Origin of the sequence: Thermosynechococcus vestitus BP-1 (assembly GCF_000011345.1) — a bacterium.
Lineage (GTDB): Bacteria > Cyanobacteriota > Cyanobacteriia > Thermosynechococcales > Thermosynechococcaceae > Thermosynechococcus > Thermosynechococcus vestitus.
Map to the genome: position 1 here is coordinate 2394432 of NC_004113.1, position 21056 is coordinate 2415487.

At 52.9% G+C, this 21056-nt stretch carries 22 protein-coding genes and 1 tRNA gene; 15 read left to right on the forward strand and 8 right to left on the reverse strand.

What is annotated here, in order from left to right:
• Nucleotides 1–41: 41 nt before the first annotated feature.
• Nucleotides 42–1013, forward strand: a complete 972-nt coding sequence (locus TLL_RS11695; protein WP_011058138.1) for a hypothetical protein — start codon at nucleotides 42–44, stop codon at nucleotides 1011–1013.
• 278 nt (nucleotides 1014–1291) lie between these two features.
• Here the strand turns inward: TLL_RS11695 and cobT are convergent, their stop codons facing one another.
• From cobT to TLL_RS11710, 3 genes are read right to left on the reverse strand one after another with little or no spacing between them, the layout of a single operon-like run.
• Nucleotides 1292–2380 (reverse strand): nicotinate mononucleotide-dependent phosphoribosyltransferase CobT, encoded by a 1089-nt coding sequence (gene cobT / locus TLL_RS11700; RefSeq protein ID WP_231833782.1) that lies wholly within the window; start codon nucleotides 2378–2380, stop codon nucleotides 1292–1294.
• Nucleotides 2377–3147, reverse strand: a complete 771-nt coding sequence (pgeF, locus tag TLL_RS11705; protein WP_164921019.1) for a peptidoglycan editing factor PgeF — start codon at nucleotides 3145–3147, stop codon at nucleotides 2377–2379. Before pgeF ends, cobT begins: the two co-directional genes overlap by 4 nt.
• 13 nt (nucleotides 3148–3160) lie before the next feature.
• A complete protein-coding gene (locus tag TLL_RS11710) occupies nucleotides 3161–3871 on the reverse strand; it encodes a phycocyanobilin:ferredoxin oxidoreductase (RefSeq protein ID WP_011058141.1) in 711 nt (236 codons plus the stop codon).
• Between the two features lie 87 nt (nucleotides 3872–3958).
• Between TLL_RS11710 and shc the strand changes: the two genes are divergently transcribed.
• Nucleotides 3959–5887 carry a squalene--hopene cyclase gene (gene shc / locus TLL_RS11715; RefSeq protein ID WP_011058142.1) on the forward strand — a complete coding sequence of 643 codons (1929 nt, stop codon included), beginning with the start codon at nucleotides 3959–3961 and terminating at the stop codon, nucleotides 5885–5887.
• A gap of 6 nt (nucleotides 5888–5893) precedes the next feature.
• On the opposite strand, the gene TLL_RS11720 is transcribed toward shc, so the two are convergent.
• Nucleotides 5894–6733 (reverse strand): M48 family metallopeptidase, encoded by an 840-nt coding sequence (locus tag TLL_RS11720; RefSeq protein ID WP_164921020.1) that lies wholly within the window; start codon nucleotides 6731–6733, stop codon nucleotides 5894–5896.
• Nucleotides 6734–6821: 88 nt separating this feature from the next.
• Entirely contained in the window at nucleotides 6822–7811 is a 990-nt protein-coding gene (locus TLL_RS11725) for a cysteine synthase A (RefSeq protein WP_164921231.1), read from the reverse strand.
• 126 nt (nucleotides 7812–7937) lie between these two features.
• On the opposite strand from TLL_RS11725, the gene TLL_RS11730 reads away from it, so the two are divergent.
• From TLL_RS11730 to TLL_RS11780, 11 genes are all read left to right on the forward strand, one after another.
• Nucleotides 7938–8024, forward strand: a tRNA-Ser gene (locus tag TLL_RS11730).
• Nucleotides 8025–8333: 309 nt separating this feature from the next.
• Complete coding sequence (gene cysC / locus TLL_RS11735; protein WP_011058145.1) at nucleotides 8334–8939, forward strand: adenylyl-sulfate kinase; 606 nt, start codon at nucleotides 8334–8336, stop codon at nucleotides 8937–8939.
• 166 nt (nucleotides 8940–9105) lie between these two features.
• On the forward strand, nucleotides 9106–9588 hold the full coding sequence (locus tag TLL_RS11740; protein WP_164921022.1) for an acyltransferase: 483 nt from the start codon (nucleotides 9106–9108) through the stop codon (nucleotides 9586–9588).
• Nucleotides 9585–10124, forward strand: coding sequence for a class I SAM-dependent methyltransferase (locus TLL_RS11745; protein ID WP_164921023.1), 540 nt, complete (start codon nucleotides 9585–9587; stop codon nucleotides 10122–10124). The genes TLL_RS11740 and TLL_RS11745 overlap by 4 nt, the downstream gene beginning before the upstream one ends.
• Nucleotides 10121–10798, forward strand: a complete 678-nt coding sequence (locus tag TLL_RS11750) for an FkbM family methyltransferase (RefSeq protein WP_164921024.1) — start codon at nucleotides 10121–10123, stop codon at nucleotides 10796–10798. Before TLL_RS11745 ends, TLL_RS11750 begins: the two co-directional genes overlap by 4 nt.
• A gap of 3 nt (nucleotides 10799–10801) precedes the next feature.
• On the forward strand, nucleotides 10802–11749 hold the full coding sequence (locus tag TLL_RS11755; RefSeq protein ID WP_011058147.1) for a hypothetical protein: 948 nt from the start codon (nucleotides 10802–10804) through the stop codon (nucleotides 11747–11749).
• A complete protein-coding gene (locus TLL_RS11760; RefSeq protein ID WP_011058148.1) occupies nucleotides 11736–12773 on the forward strand; it encodes a glycosyltransferase family 10 domain-containing protein in 1038 nt (345 codons plus the stop codon). The genes TLL_RS11755 and TLL_RS11760 overlap by 14 nt, the downstream gene beginning before the upstream one ends.
• Nucleotides 12766–13194: a hypothetical protein gene (locus tag TLL_RS11765; protein ID WP_164921025.1), complete on the forward strand. Its 429-nt coding sequence runs from the start codon at nucleotides 12766–12768 to the stop codon at nucleotides 13192–13194. Before TLL_RS11760 ends, TLL_RS11765 begins: the two co-directional genes overlap by 8 nt.
• 69 nt (nucleotides 13195–13263) lie before the next feature.
• Nucleotides 13264–14145 (forward strand): alpha-1,2-fucosyltransferase, encoded by an 882-nt coding sequence (locus tag TLL_RS11770; protein WP_011058149.1) that lies wholly within the window; start codon nucleotides 13264–13266, stop codon nucleotides 14143–14145.
• A complete protein-coding gene (locus TLL_RS11775; RefSeq protein ID WP_231833783.1) occupies nucleotides 14142–15200 on the forward strand; it encodes a glycosyltransferase family 2 protein in 1059 nt (352 codons plus the stop codon). The genes TLL_RS11770 and TLL_RS11775 overlap by 4 nt, the downstream gene beginning before the upstream one ends.
• Nucleotides 15201–15208: 8 nt before the next feature.
• Nucleotides 15209–16144 (forward strand): glycosyltransferase family 2 protein, encoded by a 936-nt coding sequence (locus TLL_RS11780; RefSeq protein WP_011058151.1) that lies wholly within the window; start codon nucleotides 15209–15211, stop codon nucleotides 16142–16144.
• 150 nt (nucleotides 16145–16294) lie between these two features.
• Here the strand turns inward: TLL_RS11780 and TLL_RS11785 are convergent, their stop codons facing one another.
• The 3 genes from TLL_RS11785 to tnpA all read right to left on the reverse strand — a co-directional run bounded on the left by TLL_RS11785 (nucleotide 16295) and on the right by tnpA (nucleotide 17784).
• Nucleotides 16295–16573: a DUF29 domain-containing protein gene (locus tag TLL_RS11785; RefSeq protein ID WP_011058152.1), complete on the reverse strand. Its 279-nt coding sequence runs from the start codon at nucleotides 16571–16573 to the stop codon at nucleotides 16295–16297.
• The gene (gene pyrR / locus TLL_RS11790) at nucleotides 16558–17100 is read right to left on the reverse strand and encodes a bifunctional pyr operon transcriptional regulator/uracil phosphoribosyltransferase PyrR (RefSeq protein WP_164921232.1); all 543 of its coding nucleotides are present in this window, start codon (nucleotides 17098–17100) and stop codon (nucleotides 16558–16560) included. Before pyrR ends, TLL_RS11785 begins: the two co-directional genes overlap by 16 nt.
• 285 nt (nucleotides 17101–17385) lie before the next feature.
• Nucleotides 17386–17784 carry an IS200/IS605 family transposase gene (gene tnpA, locus TLL_RS11795; RefSeq protein WP_011058154.1) on the reverse strand — a complete coding sequence of 133 codons (399 nt, stop codon included), beginning with the start codon at nucleotides 17782–17784 and terminating at the stop codon, nucleotides 17386–17388.
• A 51-nt stretch (nucleotides 17785–17835) separates the two neighbouring features.
• Between tnpA and TLL_RS11800 the strand changes: the two genes are divergently transcribed.
• Both TLL_RS11800 and TLL_RS11805 read left to right on the forward strand, forming a co-directional pair.
• Nucleotides 17836–19014 carry an RNA-guided endonuclease InsQ/TnpB family protein gene (locus tag TLL_RS11800; protein WP_011058155.1) on the forward strand — a complete coding sequence of 393 codons (1179 nt, stop codon included), beginning with the start codon at nucleotides 17836–17838 and terminating at the stop codon, nucleotides 19012–19014.
• 288 nt (nucleotides 19015–19302) lie between these two features.
• Nucleotides 19303–20979 carry a DUF3685 domain-containing protein gene (locus TLL_RS11805; RefSeq protein ID WP_011058156.1) on the forward strand — a complete coding sequence of 559 codons (1677 nt, stop codon included), beginning with the start codon at nucleotides 19303–19305 and terminating at the stop codon, nucleotides 20977–20979.
• Nucleotides 20980–21056 lie beyond the last annotated feature (77 nt).

A 21056-nucleotide genomic window follows, 5' to 3' on the forward strand; every position in this document is an offset into this window, starting at 1 on the left:
CAGCAACCTATGATAGGAAGAATAGCCGTGGCATATGACCCATGAAACAGCCGCAGATTCTCAAGATTACCCGCAAAGCTGCCAGTCTTAAACAAAAGCAAAAGCAGCAGTCAGCTCCTGTAACGCTTGATGTCACAGCGACAACGGCAGCCTCTGAACCTGTCGTTGAGGTAGCAGCCGGCGATCGCGACAGTGCCCAGGGGCGTCAACATTGGTGGAGTGAACGCTGGATAGGTGTGCTGGAGTCCTTTGGCTGGCGACGGCGCTTAGAACGGGCACGCAATTATGTGCGGGAGGGGCGAGTCCTCACCTTGGAGTTCAAGGGCAACCAAGTCCATGCCCAGGTTCAGGGCACGGCCGCCGAACCCTATCACGTCAAACTGTATTTGGATGCCTTTAGTGAAGAGCAGTGGCAATATGCCATTGACGGCATGGCACAAAAAGCCTTCTATGCCGCGAAGCTCCTGGCGGGTGAATTGCCCCCCAGTATTGAAGAAGTCTTTACCCAAGCGGGACTGAGTTTATTTCCCTTCACGAAATTTGACATCCATAGCCGCTGCAATTGTCCTGACCCAGTCAATCCCTGCAAACATATTGGCGCCGTCTATTACTTGTTGGGACAGTCCTTCAACGAAGATCCCTTTCTCCTCTTTCAATTGCGGGGCAAAACCAAAGAGGAGATTCTCCAACGCCTGCGCCACTATCGGGCAACGGCGACCACCCCCTCTATGGTGCCCACCCCTCCACCCCTCTATGAGCCGCCGAAAACCGATGCCCGCTTTTGCCAATATCGCCAGCCCCTACCGCCAGAGTTAGTGGTGCTTGTCCCCCGTGGCCAACCCCAGGGGGTGCTTTCTGTCTTACCCCCCTTTCCCCACGAAGTTTCCAGTGAAGTAGCCCAGTTAATGGCCACCCTAGAGCAGATGTACAGCCGTGCCAGTCTTGCCGCCTGTCGGTTGGCCATGGGTGAACCCCCTGGAGTAGAAGTGACCAGCGAGACCCAGCCAGTATGACGGTTACAGCGAAGGTCTTCAACCCAGTCTCACAGTCGAGGACGTCTTCCTAGAACGGGCCCGCAAGGGGAAATTCCAAGTTCACCACCCCAGCGAAGCTGCTGATATAGCGATAAAGACCGTCGATCGCCCCCCTGAAGTTAGCCAACCACAAAGGCCCTAAAAAATACCAGGGCAACTATCCTGTTGACGATCGCCCCCTCCGGGTCAAATGCCGCGCTGTATCGAAGGGCTCAACCCCCAGCGGCTTCGCCCTTTTGCCAAATGACCTCAAGGGGTTACATCCCCTTTGCCCAGCGATCGGCCAACCTGTCAACAATATCCACCATTTCTGAATTACGCCAGCCCGCCAGTAGATGGCCAGCAATGGCACAGCCCCCTGCCCCGACCCCTTCCTTGACAAATCCCTGTTCATAGGCACGCAGGGCAGGATGACGGGACAAGCTGAAGTCCAGTTGAGTGTAAATGAGCGGACACTGCACACGCTCGGCTAAGCGGTGAATCTGAGCCGTTTGATCTTCAATCAGCCAACGAGTGGTGCCCACCACAATTTGTTCTGGACGCCAAGGCAGCTGACGCCACTGGGCGATCGCCCGCCCAAACGCATAGACCGCGATCATTTGCGACCCCCCCGCCAGCAAAACACCACAGGTTTGACTGGCCCGCAGGGCCATCGCAGCCACCACCACCTGCATTGGATCGCCAATGGCCGCTACACAGGTGAAGGGATCTGCCTGAGGAGGGAGATGGGCCAGCCCCTTTTGAACGAGGGACCACTTTTGGGTATGGTTGCTTTGGCGATGGCTACTGCCTACACAATCGCGAGCGGGGATGCCCAGACTTTCACAGAGGGCAAGGGCAGTGGTTGTGCCCCCCACGACGCATTCAGCAATGATCAGCCACGGATATTGGCTGCTGAGCTTGGCCCCCCAGGACCATCCCTGTTCCCAGAGGTGCGCCACCATTTGTGGTGTCATCGCCTGACCCGTGGTTAGGCAGCGAGCGGGTGTGCCCCCCAAATCAATCATCTCAGGCAACCGCGGTAGGGGTAAACCCGCATCAAAGACGTAAAGGGGCAACGCCAAAGCCTCAATGAGGGCACGACTAATCAACGCAGGGGAAGCACCCGCCGTCAGGGGCGGTAGTGCATAGTGGTACTGGGGTTGAATGCCCCGCAGGAGGAACTCACCATCGGCCAAGGCTGTGATTTGGCGATCGCTGGGGGTTTGACCCGCCGCCGAGATGCCAGGAATTAATGCCGTCTCTGTAAATCCAAGGACACAGACTAGGGCAGGAAAAGTTGGGGGCTGGCGGTGGCGATCGCTCCAAGCGCCAGCGATGGCTGCTCCGGTTGCAACGCCAATCATCGGAACCGACTGACAATTCCCGACCACTGCACCTGCTTCAGAGGTTCACGGCGATAGGAGAAAAAGAACTCAGCATCGCGAAACGTACAGTGGGGCGACAGGGCAATTTGCTCATCCCGCAGTCCCAACTGCAGCAATTGCAGACGATTGACCCGGGCCACATCCACTCGCAGGCGCTCAGGATCCGGATCAAGAAAGACCGCCGCTGGGTCTAGGGCCGCGAAACGCTGGTAGAGATCATCGCGGTCAGTGGTTTCTGTGATCCCCTCAAGAATGGTCTGCGCCAAGGCACGGGCAACCTTCAGCCCCACTTGATAGACCTCACCGCGAATGGCAGGCCCCATGGCAATCCGTAAATTGGCAAGATCACTGCCGCATGCTTGCATCTGCTGGAGCGTGGCCTTCGAGATTTGGATTGCTGTTCCCCGCCACCCCGCATGAATGGCTGCCACTCGTCCACTGGCAACATCGGCAACCAACAAGGGTACACAGTCGGCACTACAAACCCAGAGGGCTTGATTAGACCCTGTGGCCACAAGGGCATCTGCTGCCAAGGGCTGCTCCCAGGCTAAAACTTCCGCTGCCAAAGCCACGCGATCGCCATGCACCTGTTGCGTTCGCAGGGGTGTTGCTGTTGCTCCTAAGGCTGCAGTGAGGGCGCTGAGGTCTTGTCCTTGCCAATCGCGAGTAAAGAAGCCATGGCGAAACCCCTGCAGGAGATCGCAGGTGAGAAAGCGCCCAAGCTCAGTGGTTTGCCAGTGCCACATCAGGAGTGAACCCCTACACCGGGGGGACATCAAAAAGCACAGTGGTCATGTAGCGTTCCGCCCAAGGGACACCAAAGGCCTTTTCCAGAACACGACGGGTTTTATCGTTTTGCTGCTGTTGCTGGCAATACTGCCGTTGACCGGCAATGACCGCTTGGGGGTGATCCGTGGGTACGGCCTGCTGGCTAAGTTGACAGTGGAGGGTAAGGTATTCACCAATGCGATCTAGAAATTGCTGTTCCTCAGCTTCTCCCTGTGGCCGAATAAAAATGCAAAACGGCGAGAAGATATGTCCCCAAGGGGGCAGCTCACGCGGTTGACGAAAGGTGAGCTTCGGCAAAGCATTTAAGGCGCAGGTGTAGGCAGCGGGCAACTGACCCGTCACAGGGGAGAGATCCACAATCGCAGCACTAATTTGCCCGCGGCCACCGACGAGATCACAGCCAAACATGGGTAGGTCGTAGCGCGGCTCTGGAAACATGACACAGTGCAAAATGTCCAAACTCTCCCCTACCCGTGCCAATTCCAGGTGAAGCTTGCGAAAGGGAGGGGCTTGGTAGCAGTGGTTCTCAATCGTTAGCCGTTCCCCTTCTAGTTTACCCTCGACATAACCGAGATCTTCAGGCAGAGCGTAGGGTGCCAAGGGAAAGAAAGCCTGCCAAATCGCTTCAATGCGATCAGCAAGGCGCTGAATCAGAGGATGCTGGTGTTGACGCAAAGACATAGCCTTAATCGTAACCCAACTCTAGGACGCTTGCGAGGGAGCGATCGCCGCCGCTAAACTAACCAAGAGTCTAACAGCCGAAGGATCATGCCAACTTCACTTGCGACGGCCATTGACCCAAAGCAACTCCAACAGGCGATTCGCGCCAGCCAAGACTTTCTCTTTTCGCAGCAATATGCCGAGGGCTACTGGTGGGCGGAATTGGAGTCCAATGTAACCATGACCGCAGAGGTGATCCTGCTCCACAAAATCTGGGGCACCGAACAGCGGTTACCCTTGGCCAAGGCGGAACAGTATTTGCGCAACCATCAGCGGGATCACGGCGGTTGGGAACTGTTTTATGGCGATGGTGGTGATCTCAGCACCAGTGTTGAAGCCTACATGGGATTGCGGCTCTTGGGCGTTCCCGAAACCGATCCAGCCTTGGTGAAGGCACGGCAATTTATCCTTGCCCGCGGTGGCATTAGCAAAACGCGCATCTTTACCAAACTGCACCTTGCCCTCATTGGTTGCTATGACTGGCGGGGGATTCCCTCCCTGCCCCCTTGGATAATGCTTCTGCCAGAGGGGAGCCCCTTCACGATTTATGAAATGTCCAGTTGGGCCCGTAGCAGCACGGTGCCGCTGCTAATCGTCATGGATCGCAAGCCTGTTTATGGGATGGACCCGCCCATTACCCTCGATGAACTCTACAGCGAAGGGCGGGCAAATGTGGTCTGGGAACTGCCTCGCCAAGGCGACTGGCGTGATGTTTTTATTGGCCTCGATCGCGTCTTCAAACTCTTTGAAACGCTGAACATTCATCCCCTCAGAGAACAGGGGCTCAAGGCTGCCGAGGAATGGGTGCTGGAGCGTCAAGAAGCCAGTGGCGACTGGGGCGGCATTATTCCGGCAATGCTCAACTCCCTATTGGCGTTGCGTGCCCTTGACTATGCGGTTGATGACCCCATTGTGCAGCGGGGGATGGCGGCAGTGGATCGCTTCGCCATTGAAACGGAAACGGAGTACCGCGTGCAGCCCTGTGTCTCCCCCGTTTGGGATACCGCCTTAGTGATGCGAGCCATGGTGGATTCAGGGGTTGCTCCCGATCATCCCGCCCTTGTCAAAGCTGGCGAATGGCTACTCTCCAAGCAAATCCTTGACTATGGGGACTGGCACATCAAAAACAAGAAAGGTCGGCCGGGCGGATGGGCCTTTGAATTTGAGAATCGCTTCTACCCCGATGTGGATGATACAGCGGTGGTGGTGATGGCGCTCCATGCTGTGACCCTACCCAACGAAAACCTAAAACGGCGAGCCATTGAGCGGGCAGTCGCTTGGATTGCCTCAATGCAGTGTCGGCCAGGGGGTTGGGCGGCCTTTGATGTGGACAACGACCAAGATTGGCTCAATGGGATTCCCTACGGGGATCTCAAGGCAATGATTGACCCGAATACTGCTGATGTTACGGCACGAGTGCTGGAGATGGTGGGTCGCTGTCAGTTGGCCTTTGATAGGGTTGCCCTCGATCGCGCCCTTGCTTACTTGCGCAATGAGCAGGAACCGGAAGGCTGTTGGTTTGGCCGTTGGGGGGTGAACTACCTCTATGGTACGAGCGGGGTGCTGACTGCCCTCTCCCTTGTGGCTCCTCGCTACGATCGCTGGCGTATTCGCCGTGCTGCTGAGTGGTTGATGCAGTGTCAAAATGCCGATGGTGGCTGGGGTGAAACCTGCTGGAGCTACCATGACCCTTCCCTTAAGGGCAAAGGGGATAGCACCGCTTCCCAAACCGCTTGGGCGATTATTGGCCTTTTGGCCGCTGGCGATGCCACGGGGGACTACGCCACAGAGGCCATTGAAAGGGGAATTGCCTATCTTCTTGAGACGCAGCGCCCAGATGGCACATGGCACGAGGATTACTTCACGGGCACTGGCTTTCCCTGCCACTTTTACTTGAAGTACCACTACTACCAGCAGCACTTTCCGCTGACTGCCTTGGGCCGTTATGCCCGCTGGCGCAATCTTTTAGCCACTTAGGTGCGCTTAGAAGGAGCGCAGTTGTTGCTGATAGGCTAAGGTATCGGTGCCACAGAGGGGTTGGGGGCTAACCACGCATTCATTGCTGAGGCCAGAGCGGATTAAATTTTCGGCAATGAACTGGCGATCGCGGGGAGCAGGGTGCGTACTTAAAATCGTCGGCGGTGCCCCTCCCTCCCGTTGCAATTTTTGCAGAAATGTCACCATCGCCCGTGGATCGTAGTGGCTGCGAGCCAATAGCCGCAACCCATAGCGATCGGCCTCCAATTCCTGCTCCCGACTGCGGGGTCGCCGAAAAGCAAGTTCCATCGCCAGTTGGACCCCGCGATCGCGCTCCAAGCCAGCTGCGGTCATTAAGCCCTGGGCGATCGCCATTTGTTGCAGTTGACGAATCACATGGCGCTGATCGATATGGCCAATTTCGTGGGCAATGACACTGGCGAGTTCCGCCTCGTTTTCTGCCCGCAGCATGAGCCCTGTTGTGACATAGACAAAGCCCCCCATGGTCGCATAGGCATTGATGTCGCGGTCTTGAATGATGTGAAATTGATAGGGCAGCCCTCGACGTTCGCCGACACTGACCAAGCGGGCACCAATGCTATTCACATAATTTTGAGCAGCGGGATTTCGAACAAGGCGCATCCCTTGCCGTAGCATCTGCTCATGGATCTGTTGCCCCAAAGCCACCTCTTGGCGGGGCGAGATATTGGAGAGTTGGATGACCTGAAGCCCCTGCAACAGCAACCGCTGCCAGAGATTTTGTGCCTGTACCGCAACAGGATGGAGGGCGATCGCCACCCCACAGACCAGGCTGGCCAACAGGGGAAACCAACGTTGTTTTTTCACGGCTGATGCTTCGCGTAAAGTCCACACCCACGCCTAGCGGCTACTTGTCCCCTTCTGACCCCTCTATTTTAGACAGTGTTCCCAAGACTTAACGTTTTTTAATCTCTGGCACCCGTAGCCCTTTACTGGCCAGCCACTCTGGGTTAAAGAGCCGCGATTGATAGCGGGAACCCCCGTCGCACAGCACTGTGACAATTGTGTGGCCGGGGCCGAGTTCCTTGGCTAGGCGTACCGCTGCCCCGACATTAATGCCCACGGAGCCCCCCATGAAAAGGCCATCGTAGTGCAGCAGTTGATAAATGACGTCAAGGCACTCTTGATCCTCAATTTGAATCGCATCATCAATGGGAGCGCCTGCTAAATTGGCTGTAATGCGGCTATTGCCAATGCCTTCAGTGATTGAACTCCCTGTGCTACTGAGGGTACCCGTTTTTACATAGCTATAGATAGCGCTGCCCATCGGATCAGCAATCACGGTGCGAATGGCGGGATTTTTTTCCTTGAGGAACAGGGCTACACCTGCATAGGTACCCCCCGTGCCAGTGGCTGCTACCCACGCATCAATTCGGCCATCGGTCTGCTCCCAGATTTCAGGGCCAGTGGTTTCGTAGTGGGCCTGGCGATTGGCAAGGTTATCGAACTGGTTCGCCCAGAGGGCATTCTCCATCTCAGCAGCAATACGGCCAGAGAGCTTCACATAGTTATTGGGGTCTTTGTAGGGCACGGCAGGAACGGGGCGCACCTCGGCACCTAGGGTACGCAACAGGTCAATTTTTTCTTGGGATTGGGTATTGGGAATCACAATCAAGCACCTGTAGCCCTTGGCATTGCAGATGTGGGCTAGGCCAATGCCGGTATTGCCCGCTGTACCCTCGACCACTGTACCGCCAGGTTTGAGAAGGCCTTTTCTTTCAGCATCTTCAATAATGTAGAGGGCCGCTCGATCCTTGACGGAGCCACCGGGGTTGAGGAACTCTGCTTTACCGAGAATTTCACAGCCCGTGAGGTCACTAAAGTAATTGAGGCGAATCAGCGGCGTCTGCCCGACGGTGCCGACAAAACCCTGTTTAATATTCATGCCGTCGTTGTTTGAAGTGAACTGAATACTTTTATGGTAAAAGGCTTTGCCGCCAGAATTCCCTTCAGGGAGAGCGATCGCCCAGTGTGCCTTTGGCATTCACCTTTGCTATGATTGGAGATCCGTGGAGAGGTGGCAGAGTGGTTGAATGCGCTTGACTCGAAATCAAGTTTAGGGTAACACCTAACGGGGGTTCGAATCCCCCCCTCTCCGTCGATATCCCCGATCACAAGTGTCGAACCTACAACTTGTCCCTTGCTCCCCTGGTAGACATCAGCATCGGCCCGGACTCGTCATCCGCGAACTGGCTGAATTGATACGGCTGGGGATATGATAAAAAGCCGAAGTCTTGTTTGATTCCACAAAACCAGATGGAGCGGCAGAGAAGGTACTGGATATTTCGCGCTTTACGGCGAGGAGCCGACAAACAAATTAGGATTTGGGAGCCGCTCTTGTCAAGACTCATAGGCATCCGTAGTCATTGAAGCCCGTTCCATGAGCGCCAACTTTTTGATCCAGACCATGAGTAATCCCCGTGAAAACATCATCTGGCACCAGGCCACGGTGACTCGTGCTCGCCGCGAACAACTGAACGGCCACAAATCCTGTGTCCTGTGGTTTACCGGTTTGTCCGGCGCCGGCAAATCGACACTCGCCCATGCGGTGGAGGAACGATTACATCAGCTCGGCTACCGCACCTTCGTTCTGGATGGTGACAACGTCCGACACGGCCTTTGTTCCGATCTGGGTTTCACCGAATCCGACCGCAAGGAAAATATCCGCCGTATCGGCGAAGTCGCTAAGTTGATGATGGAAGCGGGGTTGATTGTCATGACCGCTTTCATCAGCCCCTTTCGGGCCGACCGCGAGGCTGTCCGCAACCGGATGCCACACGGGGATTTTCTGGAAATCTATTGCCAGGCCAGCCTGGAAGTCTGCGAGGCGCGCGATGTCAAAGGCCTCTACAAAAGGGCCCGAGCCGGAGAAATCAAGAATTACACTGGCATCGATTCCCCCTATGAACCGCCGCTGAAACCCGAGCTGATTGTCAATACAGAATGTCTGACGCTGGAAGAATCGGTAGGCGCCGTCCTGCGCATGCTCCAGGAGCGAGGGGTGGTGCAATGACCCGCGACATCAGAACAATACGAGCCCGCCTGTCTTACGACTATGGTTTCGAATTCTTGTTTGGCAATGGTTTACAATTGGCCTGTGATGCTTTCGAGAAATAACCATTGTAAAGTTCGCTGCTCGTGTGCCTGCCTTCCTCAGTGAATCGCTGATGCGTGTACGTATGGCGTTTCTCCGTCTTCGTTTGGGCTACCTTGGCCCTGGTGCACACATTTTTGGAAGATGCAGGCTGACTTATCCCTCTCACATCAGGATCGGTGCCGATACTTCGATTGGCGTGCACGTCTCACTGCATGCTTCATCCCAAGGCTTCATAGTTATTGGCGAGCGTTGCGCCATTGCTGCCTACACCCGGATCATCACACCCACCCACGACTCGTCTGTTCTTCCCATCACCGCTGTCGGCATCAACAAATTGGTGTCCATCGATGACCATGTCTGGATTGGAACTGGCGCGATCATACTTCCCGGTGTCAAAATCGGTAGCCGCAGCATCGTCGCTGCAGGAGCCGTGGTGAACAGGGATGTTCCCGAAGATGTTTTGGTGGCTGGAGTGCCGGCACGCATTGTGAAAAATCTTCCGCCAGCAGAGGTGCGTTTTGGGAACGGTCTGCGGGTAAAGGAAAGTAAAAGGGCAAGTTCATGAAACTCCATCTTGGTTGCGGCAAACGCTTCATCCCTGGGTTTGTCCATATCCATACGATCGGTTATCCGCACGTGGATCACGTCGCCACGATCGACAATCTTTCCTTCATTCCAGATGGATCGGTGGATCTGATCTACAACTGCCATGTGCTCGAGCATTTCAAACGCCGGGAAGTGCCGCGTGTGCTGAAGGAATGGCATCGGTTGCTGCGGCCAGGGGGCGTTCTGAGGATCTCTGTGCCGGGTTTCGCCCAGATTTGCGAAGTCTATAGGCGCTTCGGCAAGCTCGACCTCGTCATCGGCCCGCTGTTCGGCCGGCAGGATTACCTCTACAACATCCATTACAACGTCTTCGACTTCGATTCGCTTTTGCGCTACCTCATCGAAGCAGGATTCGTCAACATCCGGCGTTATGACTGGCGGCAGACGGAGCACGCCCATGTGGACGACTTCTCCCAAGCCTACATCCCTCACATGGATAAAGAAAACGGGATTTTGATCAGCTTGAATGTCGAATGTGAGAAGCCTTTGCTATGAGTTTCTTCGCCCGCCTCGCTAATCGTCTCGGCTACCTTTACAAGCTCCATATCTTTCGTGATCCCTTTCTTCGCGAGGTTCGCCGCTGGTTCAGGGACCGTGGAGACCAAACGCTGCGCCTCGACTATCCCTTGACCAGTGATAGCCTGGTGATTGATGTAGGGGCGTACCGTGGTGACTTTGCAAACGCGATTTACGAACAATTCGGCTGTAGGGTGCTGCTGTTCGAGCCAGTGGCTGAGTTCTATGCGTATTGTGTCGAGAGATTTAGAGCGATCCCGCGCATCGAGGTGTATGGATATGGTCTGGGCACAAACGATGCATTGCTGCCAATCGAAGTGAAGGGCGATGGTTCCTCCTTTATATCCTTCGTGCAGCCTCACACGCCACAACGTCAGGCTTGCATTAAGCGTGCAGACCGTGTTTTTGAAGAATTGGCACTCAAGCAAATCGACCTGATGAAAATAAACATCGAAGGCGGAGAATACGACCTTTTGGAGCTGCTGATTTCTTCCGGCTGGATCAGGCGTATCCGCTTTCTGCAGATTCAGTTCCACAACTTTTTTCCTGAGGCTCCTGAGCGCCGGCAGGCCATCCGCGCCAAACTGGGAGCAAGCCACGAAGAAATGTGGAATTATGAATTTGTGTGGGAAAGTTGGGTATTGAGAAGCTAAAAAATGAAGATTGCGCATATCGGTCTTCCCAAGACTGCCAGTACGTTTTTGCAAAAGCATTACTTTTCGAAGCTTCCATTTTGTTTTTATTCGACGCAATCACCCTATACCTGGCCTATTGAATTCAGGTTCATTTGGGCCACTCACCTTTTTTGGTATGAAGATTTGCTTAACAAAAATGCTCTAAAACTCCGCGACGAAAGAATCCATCATTTCAGAGTCGCGGTGAGTAAAGAGGTGGAGGGGTGGAAGAAAGGGGTAAGGTGCTGGGCTCGAACGATTGAGTGTGAGTCCATATTGCTGAGCGCCGAAGGACTATGCGGCTTGTCAGCGGAGATGACTGACGTGCATATGGAACTCTTGCGCTGCGCAGGTGTGGAGAAAGCCATGTTTGTGATTCGCAGACAAGACAAGTATGCGCTCTCTTTGTGGCGGCAGTTCATTTTGCGCGAAGACCGATTCAGTCGTTTTGTGAATTTCGCCACGTTATTCGGGTGTAATAACGATAATCCCATCGTCGATCTTGATTGGTCTCGCTATATTGAGGCTCTCCACGCCGTATTCGGCCGGGAGAATGTGCTCGTTCTGCCCTACGAGATGATGATCGAGGCGCCTGATTTGTTTTTCTTCAGATTTGAATCTTTTGCCGAGCTTGAACATGGCCAGTCGCGACCCGATATGGGGATAAGGGAGAACTTGTCATCTCGCGATGAGACCTATCGTGGTTATGTGATGGACGATTGGCTTGTTTTCGATCGGTTACCATTGTTGAGAAGGGCATGGCGCAGATTGGCGCGTAGCATCCCATTTATTAAAGATATGGGTAGCATAATTCATGAAACCAGGGTCTCTGATTCCATGCTCGAACTTTTGCTGACGCGTTATCGAGACTCTAATGCGCGGTTGCAAGAGAAAATCGACGTTGATCTAAGGGATTATGGCTATTTGTGAGAGCGGGGCTTTACCCTCACACGTCGGTGCTCTCTCCTATAGTGGAGGGGCTGCATCTAGTTTTTTCGGGCGGCGTAACGCCGATGGTCTGAATGACAAGTGGTTAGCCTTGCGTGATGCTTTCCGAGCTGCCGGAGGTGACCTTTTAGCCATCGAGGATGCCAGAAGTGCGGCTCTCGACTTCGTCATCCATGTCAATGCTCATCGACTTCGGCACGACGTGCCGGCGTTTGTGATTCTGGCGGAATCCGAGTTTATACATCCCCCTAATGTGGATTGGCGGATGCTGCAACAGTACAAGGGAATTTTTACTTGGATGCCTGATCTCGTCCGCCGGGGAATTGGAACCGAGATCTGCCTGGCCCACCCTCTGGGCGCGGGCGTGGTCGATGGCTATCAAGAGCGACCCCAGCTTCTGGTAATGATTGCCTCCAACAAGGCTTTGCCCGTTTGGCGTCCTGCGGTCGATCTCTATCGGGAACGCGTGCGAGCAATTCGCTGGTTTGAAAAGCACGCCCCCCAGGCTTTTGCGCTCTACGGACATGACTGGGATAAATCCCCACGTTTGCCGACACCCCTGGGCGGCATTGTCCATGGGGTCGAGTTTGTGCTCCCCTGGCGGCTGCAATGGTTTCCCTCGTGGAAAGGCGTGATCCCCAGCAAGCGGGAGGTTTTGCGGCACGCGCGTTTTTCCCTGTGTTATGAGAACGTTCGCGGCTTGCGCGGCTATATTACTGAAAAAATCTTCGACGCCTTTTGTGCTGGTAACGTGCCGGTTTACTGGGGTGCAGAGGATATTACCGACTATATACCAGCAGACTGCTTCATCGACCGCAGGGCATTTGGCGATTACGCCGATCTTTACCGTTACCTCACGAGTATGCCGGAGACTCGCTATATCCAATACCAGCAGGCCATTTGCGATTTTCTGGTCTCTCCCGCAGCCAAACGCTTTTCCAGTGAAATCTTCGCCACCACCATTGTCGGTAAGGTGCTCGACACTTTGGGGCGCCGCGATGAGTAAGCATTGGGATGCAACGACCCTGGGCCTGTTCCTTCTGTCCTTTAGCATTCCGGCGCGGATGACAGCTGTGATGGAAACTGTCGTTGTGCAATACACCTATGCCTATTATTTTTATTTTCAGCGCATCGCAGGTAGTACGGACGTGAGCGTGCAAGCTGAAGCGACATCAAGTATAACCAACGCCCTCTTGCCACTCTATTGGGTTTGTGGCAGCTTTCTGTGTCTTGCGGCAGCCCAACAGACGATTTTGAGCATCTATCGGGCGCGAGGCATGCAGCCCACTTGCTTCTCCACGAAACGGGGTGTTTTTGCTGGGGCCGTCTTGCTTGGGGTCTTTTTCCTGTTATTCTTCCTCCGGGCAGGCCGTAGTGTCGCGAGCTCTTTGGCCATCATCTTGCTCACTGCAGGCCTAACAAAATAGGTAGCCTTTCAGCATCTTCGTACTGCGGCGTTTTTCCACACCCTGCTTCGTCAGAAATTGAGCTGAGCCATGATCATCGTTCGTCTCTGTGGCGGTTTGGGCAATCAGATGTTTCAATATGCGGCAGGGCTGGCCGCTGCCCATCGCATCGGAAGTGAAGTCAAGTTCGATACTCATTGGTTTGACGCCACGTGCTTGCACCAAGGCCTCGAGTTGCGGCGCGTCTTCGGGTTAGAACTGCCCGAGCCTTCAAGCAAAGACCTTCGAAAAGTGTTGGGAGCGTGTGTGCATCCTGCCGTAAGGCGTTTGTTGTCGCGCCGTTTGTTGCGCGCGCTGCGGCCAAAGTCGCTGGTCATCCAGCCCCATTTCCATTACTGGACAGGTTTTGAGCATCTGACGGACAATGTGTATCTGGAGGGCTACTGGCAAAGCGAGCGATATTTTTCGAACATTGCTGACATCATTCGGCAACAGTTCCGTTTCGTTGAGCCCCTCGACCCCCACAATGCTGCGCTAATGGATGAAATGCAATCCGGCGTTAGCGTCTCACTGCACATCCGCCGGGGAGATTACTTCAACAATCCACAGATGAGGCGTGTCCATGGCGTAGACTTGTCCGAATATTACCCAGCTGCTGTTGCCACGATGATTGAAAAAACTAATGCTGAGCGCTTCTACGTGTTTTCCGACGATCCCCAATGGGTTCTGGAGCATCTTAAGTTGCCCGTTTCTTACACAGTGGTTGACCACAATCGTGGTGCGGCAAGTTATCGGGATATGCAACTAATGAGTGCGTGTCGGCATCATATCATTGCCAACAGCACTTTCAGTTGGTGGGGGGCGTGGCTGAATCCGCGTCCAGACAAAGTCGTCATTGCGCCCAGACACTGGTTCAATGTCGATGTCTTTGACACACGAGACCTGTATTGTCCTGAATGGATTGTGTTGTGACTTGCAATCATCAAAGCAACAGGCCGCTGCTATCGGTGTTGATGCCGGTATTCAATGCCGAAGCCTATGTGGGGGAAGCGATCGAGTCGATTCTTGGGCAGAGCTTTCGGGATTTCGAATTCATCATCATCGATGACGGTTCTACGGATAATAGCCTTTCCGTCCTGAAGCGTTATGCTGTGCAAGATGCTCGTATCCGCTTGATTAGCCGTGAAAACCGAGGGTTGGTTGCGACGCTCAATGAAGGGATCGCCCTTGCTCGCGGCGAGTGGATTGCCCGCATGGATGCGGATGACGTGGCTATGCCCAATCGTTTTATAGTACAGCTTGCCGCGCTCGAACGTGAGAGAGTTGATTTTTGCGGTGGCGCTATCCAGTGTTTCGGCGCCTTGCGCAGCGTGTGCTTCTACCCGCTGACCCATGAAGCTTGCGAGGTTCACTTGCTGTTTGGTGTTCCCTTTGGCCACCCGACCGTTATAGGGCGGCATTCGGCGTTTGCTGAACTGGGTTACGATCCAGACTATCCGTATGCAGAGGATTACGAACTGTGGCAGCGTGCCTGGGGGAGAGGCTACAAATTCGTCAATGTGCCCGAGGTCGTCTTGCGCTACCGCGTGCATGCAGGCCAGGTTTCAGCGCGAAAAAAGGCCGAGCAACAGAACACGGCGGATGCTGTGCGCAAGCGTCATTGGCGCGCACTCTTCCCTAGGATGGATGATAAGGAAATCGATTACATCATCAAAATGTTGCACGATGGTAAGGGTGAAACCTCGCGCCTACTGCCATGCCTTCTCAGTCTGGTGAGCCACTACTCTGGCGAGGCTCGGCAGGTGCTTTTGCTTGATAGCTATGGAGCTTTTCGTGAACTGGCAGGTTCCGACAGGTCTGCGTGGCGTAACTGGCTAACTCTCAAAAAGCAAGCTTGTAGCGATGCAGTTGAAGTCAAGGATGTTTTTCGTACAGCAGTTTTATGGGGATTTTCAATCTTTAATATAACAAAGGGTAGTATCAGATATCAACTTTTGCAAAAAATTAAATCTATTGTGTTGAAATGATCTAAAATATGATATCGGTAGTAATTCCTCTCTTCAACAAAGCGCCACATATTGTCAGAGCGGTGGAAAGTGTTCTGGAGCAAAGCAGTCCAGCGGATGAGATCATTGTGGTGGACGATGGATCGACTGACGGTGGTGGCGAGCTGTTGTTACCGTATGTTGCGAAACATGGTGTTCGGCTGATTCGTCAGGAGAATGCTGGCGTCAGTGTTGCGCGTAATCATGGTGTTAATTTGGCGGCCAGTGATTACGTGGCTTTTCTCGATGCCGACGATTTCTGGTTACCTAATCACATTGCAACGCTTCGTAGGTTGATTGACAATTACCCTGAAGCGTCATTGTTTAGTACAGCGTTGATCATTGAGCGCGATGGCAGGCAGTGGCGCAGCAAAAGTACTTATTCTGATGGTTGGGAAGGAGTGGTGCAAGATTTTTTTACTGAATATTTGAGGAGGTTTGCTCTGGTGAGCTCTACTACATCGTGTGTCCGAAAGAAAGATTTTTGCAGTATTGGTGGGTTTCCCGTGGGTGTAAAATATGGCGAGGATTTCATTTGCTGGATGAAGATGGCTTTGTTCTATCGAGTTGCCCATGCTGAGGTGGTAACGGCAGTTTACTGTCTAGACGCGGTAAATCGCACTGACCAGCTGCAGGAGACTGATGTACTCGCACCTTTGCAATTCATAGCTAAACTGTTACAAAGTAATGAGCTGGATAATGCACAAAGGGTGGGGCTGGCACAGTTGTTCGACCACATCAGCTTTTCTACTGGAGCGAGGTTTCGCATCAATAGTAATTTGAATGGGGTTAATGCCATTCGAAATTTGTCATGGGAAATGGGACACTATAGAGTCAGCTTGCTAATGTCTGCCTTACGTTTTACACCTAGCCTGCTGTTGCAGGCTGCAAAGAGATTTAGATATCGACAGGTGTCTGTCGTTTGACGAAAAGAGAATTTGATCTATTGCAGCGTGACGAGTTTTTGGGAGTTTTGCAGTTCCCCTGTGGATGAGGCAAATGCCACTGTGCGGCGCATGGCCGACACACTCGTCCACTGCGGTCCGGATGATGCCAGGCTGTGGGTGGATGCGGAATCAGTCGTTGCGTTGGGGGCACCGTGGGCTGGCTACTCTTGATCTATAGCTATTTCGAAAGGGAGTGACATATTCAGGATCAAACAGTTGCTCGGAGGTATAAGGGCAATTCTTGGGCAAGTCTGAATAATCTAAAGGGGTTTTCTTCACCACCAAATCTAGTCCAGCTTCATAGGCATTGGCGATCGCCTCTGTGAGATAGGGCTTTAGACTGGGTCTTTCCTTCAGGAGTTGCAAAATTTCTCGCCGCTGCTCACGAATGGTTAAGAGGGTTTCCATAGCTCTACTCCATCTCGCTGATCAATCCCCTGCAGGAGGACCTTGACCACTTCATCGCGAGCTGTGGGCAGCGCTTTACCGGTAAAGTCAGGGTGAATCGGCAATTCTCGGTGCCCGCGATCGATGAGTGCCAATAACCAAATGGCATTGGGGCGACCGTAATCATGGACAGCATTGAGGGCAGAGCGAATCGTGCGACCACTAAAGATAACATCATCCACCAAGACCACAATTCGCCCAGAGAGATCGACTGGAATCAGGGTCTGACGGGGGGTACGCGGTCCAATGCGATCCAAGTCATCGCGATAAAACGTGATATCCAACTCACCAATGGGCAGGCTCGCGCCTTCCAGTTGTTCAACTTGTTGTCCTAGGAGCTTGGCAAGGGGAACCCCACGGGTATGAATCCCCAGCAACACTAATTTGTCGAGGGCATCGCGAGCCTTTTCCACCACTTGAGAGGCTAAGCGGGTTAGAGTGCGCCGTAGATCATCGGCACTTAAAATTTCAACGACTTCACCAGCCATGGCCGTCACGGTAGGGAATTCCAAGATTCTAGCGAAATTCCCGCAAAAAGAGACCCTACGCCAAGCGGGTAGGGCCAAAGACGCAGTTAGGAGGTATCTTGCTTTCCTACAATACTGCCGATATTTTGAGGTGGCCAAAGCTTTTACCAATTCTTTAGATTTAGCGTAATTAACTGTTACAATTCACAAGAAATTGTTATTTAGAATACCAAATTTTACGGTTGCTTTCTAAAATGGGTGAGGACGTGGTTTTGACCAATGAAATGGGATACAAGCCCCGTCCTTTTAGGACGGCTTTTTTTGATTTCTAATGTATTCCTTAAGCACCTCTAACGGTGCTCCTCCAACAGATGCCGCAAAATAACTAGGGCTCCAAAGTGATTCTTCATGGGGTTTTGGTAGTGCAGCTTTTCCATATCGACGACTAGATACGCCTTTAAGCGGATTTACAATCTGCGAAACAGAAAGTTTAGGAGGGTACTCGATTAGCGCATGGACATGGTCTTCTTCGCCGTTAAATTCAAGAACCTGGAAATCCATCTTCATGGCAACTTCTCGAAACGATTTCTCGATCAGCTCTAATCCCTCAGCGCTAAGGACCGGCCGGCGACACTTAGTCACGCATACCAAATGAATCTTTAGGTCCGTAACACTGTGTCTCCCTTTACGAAGATGACTTGACATTGCCTGTAGACCAACCTATAATCTAGCTACAGACCAATTATAGCACAACCAATGAAAGCTAGATATAGATATCGTTTCTATCTCACAGACCAACAACGACAACGCCTAGCTCAGTTGTTTGGCTGTGTCCGTGTGGTATGGAACGACGCACTGGCAATTTGTAAACAATCTGATTCATTGCCAAAAACTAGTGAATTGCAAAAGCTAGTAATTACCCAAGCAAAGAAAACACCAGAGCGGCAATGGCTGTCTGATGTTTCTAATGTCCCCTTACAGCAGTCTGTTGCCGATTTAGGAGTTGCCTATAAAAACTTCTTCGATTCAATTAAAGGTAGGCGAAAAGGCAAGAAGATCAACCCTCCTAGATTTAAAAAGAAGACAGAAAGACAATCAGCCAGATTTACCACCTATGGATTTTCAATTAAAGGCGAAGAAGTTTATCTGGCGAAGATTGGTAACATCAGACCAATTTGGTCAAGACAGCTTCCTTCTGAACCAAGCTCAGTTACGGTGATTAAAGATGCTGCAAATCGATACTTTCTCAGTTTTGTGGTCGAGATCAACCCAGTTGATCAACCTGCAAGTAATCCTTCTATCGGCATTGATTTGGGAATTAAAGCGTTTGCTACTTTAAGTACGGGCGAAAAGATTGATGGCCCTGATTATTCGAAGCTAGACAAAAAGATCAGGCGAAAACAACGCAAAGTGGCCCGTCAAGTTAAAGGAAGCAAACGACGCGAGAAAACAAGACTGCAAATCGCTAAGCTTCATAGTCGGATTTCAGATATTCGCAGGGATTTCTTGCATAAATTGTCTACCCGCGTGGTTATCGAGAGCCAAGTGATCACGCTGGAAGACTTGAATGTCTCTGGAATGGTGAAGAACCGCAAACTCGCTAGAGCAATTAGCTTGCAAGGTTGGCGAGAATTCAGGGTTTTAGTTGAGGCTAAGTGCAAAAAACTAAACCGTGAGTTCATTGTCATTGATCGATGGGAGCCAACCAGTCAGACTTGCTCAAAATGCGGTTTTAAATGGGGCAAAATCGATCTATCCGTTCGCTCTGTTGTATGCATAAACTGCGGCGCAGAGCATGATAGAGACGAAAATGCCGCAAGAAACATAGAGAAAGTCGGGATAGGGCATTGCCACGACTATAAATGGACGCAGAGGGGGAGTAAGACTACTTCGGTAGCATCACCCGATGAAGCGTCAAGAATCATCGCACTTTAGGGCGGTGAGTATGTCAATATCGCCAGATTCCAACCTTTGCGGAATATCTGCTCATTAGCCAGGAGTGCCCCTGTGTCGAGCAATAGGGGCGGCAAGCTGAAAATCAATAGTTGCCGACGGTTTGGCAAGGAATTTCCCAGGAACAACCGCTGCCCTCCCTAGATACTCCTAGAATAAAGTGTTCTCTATGCTGGCGTTGAGTCATTGTGGAATTGTTGATCAGGGGGGTTCTCGGTCAATATCTGAATAGCCCCTTACTATCCCCATCAAAGTCTCCATCAAAGGCCCATGACTCCTACCACTGCTGATGCCTCGCCGCCTTTTGGCCTGATGATTGTCGAGGGAGAAGATGTTATCCGCCTTGGCCTCTGGACGGGCATTCGACAGCAGTTGGGGATTGAGCCGCTGGTCTTTCACGATGGCCACGGCCTGATCACGTATCTGGAAAACACGCCCCTGGATGAAGAACACACGCCTTGGATTGTCCTCTGTGATGCCCAACTCACGGTCAATGATGCCACGACCCCTTGGCTCTGGCAGTGGTTGAAGCAGCACTATCCTGCCCTGCGGATTATTCTCACCGTCCGACCTGCTGCCCTTGAGTTAGTCTCCCTGGCTCAACAGGCGGCTGTGGAAGGCATTTACCATCGCAATACGGCGCTGAGTGATCTGTTGGCGGGAATTCTAGCTATTGCCCAAGGGGAAATCGTTTACACAGTAACGCCCCCGCAGCCGCCCTTGAGTATGCTGTTTCCCAATCCGTGGGATCGTTGGCGGTACCAGGTTCTGCAGCAGGGACTGGGGGAAATGGATGCATGGTTGCAGGCTTTGGATCAGCATCTGGGTCGGGCGACGCTGTCGCCCCTTGAACGGCTTGTGTGTGAAGGTCGCCATCGAGAAATTCGTGCTGCCCGCTGGTTGGTGTCCCGTTTCCTGCCACAGCCGAGTCAAACACCCCCTAGGCCGGTGGTGTCCCCCGTGCGTCCGCAGATTGAAATCATTTCCCAACTGGTGGATCGCTGCTTACAACGGATGCAGTCGGATCTGTTGAACCTAACGTCGCAGCCCCTGGAGCTAGAGGTGCTCATCCTCCCACAGCGGCGGGAACTGCTCTACACTATTTTGCGGCAGTGGGATCTGCTGGTGCGCACTTTACAAGCGACACCCCCTAGTATTGAATTTCTGCACCAGCGGGGCAACCCCCTACTACAGGACCTGTGGGAGCAGAGCCTGCGGGAGTTTTTTCGTCCCTATCGTTTTGCCCTCGGCAGTGACGCCGACCTCATTGAGGAATTGCTCACAGAAAGGGAAACCGTAGTCAGCGTGTATCTAAAGCGAATCCCCTTCGTAGCGGAGATGCTGGCTCATTTACTGGTGCAACAGCCCCTCACCCTCCATCAGCAAACCTATCGCTATGGCACCGCTGCGGCCTTGGAGATCCTCGATGCCCTGCTGGATCACTGGTTGCTCACTGTTGCCAATGGCATCGTCTACCCACTCCTGAATCGGTGTTGCTATAGCGCGGTGATTCAGCAGACATTTTTCCAGCCGCAATACATCTCAACGCGGGAAATAGAACGCTTTCGCAACGCTCTCTCGTGGCATTACCGCTGGCAATGTTGGGTTAAGGAACCGCAAAACATCTTTGAAAGTCGCTTGGTTTTACTGCGGCTAACGGAGCGAGGGATTCAGGAACTGGCGCTGACTGTCCCCCGTCAAAGGGAACTGATGCAACTGGAGGGAATTCCCTACGCTCTGACCTTGGCTCTTGAGGCTCGCGATGCTTTGGCTCCCCCGGTACGGGCGGTGGTGGCTTGGGTCGGCAAGGGGGTAGTGTATCTGCTGACGCAGGTGATTGGTCGCGGTTTGGGGCTGATTGGCCGAGGCATTTTGCAGGGGATTGGTCAATCCGTTGGCAGTGGCTGGAGTCGCGCTGAGGCCCCAAAAAACTCATCTAAATTTTAGAGCTAGCTTATTCTTAAACGACTCCTAACCTTGAGATAACCTCGAGCCAACAAACACGGTGTTAGAATTTAGCAGGT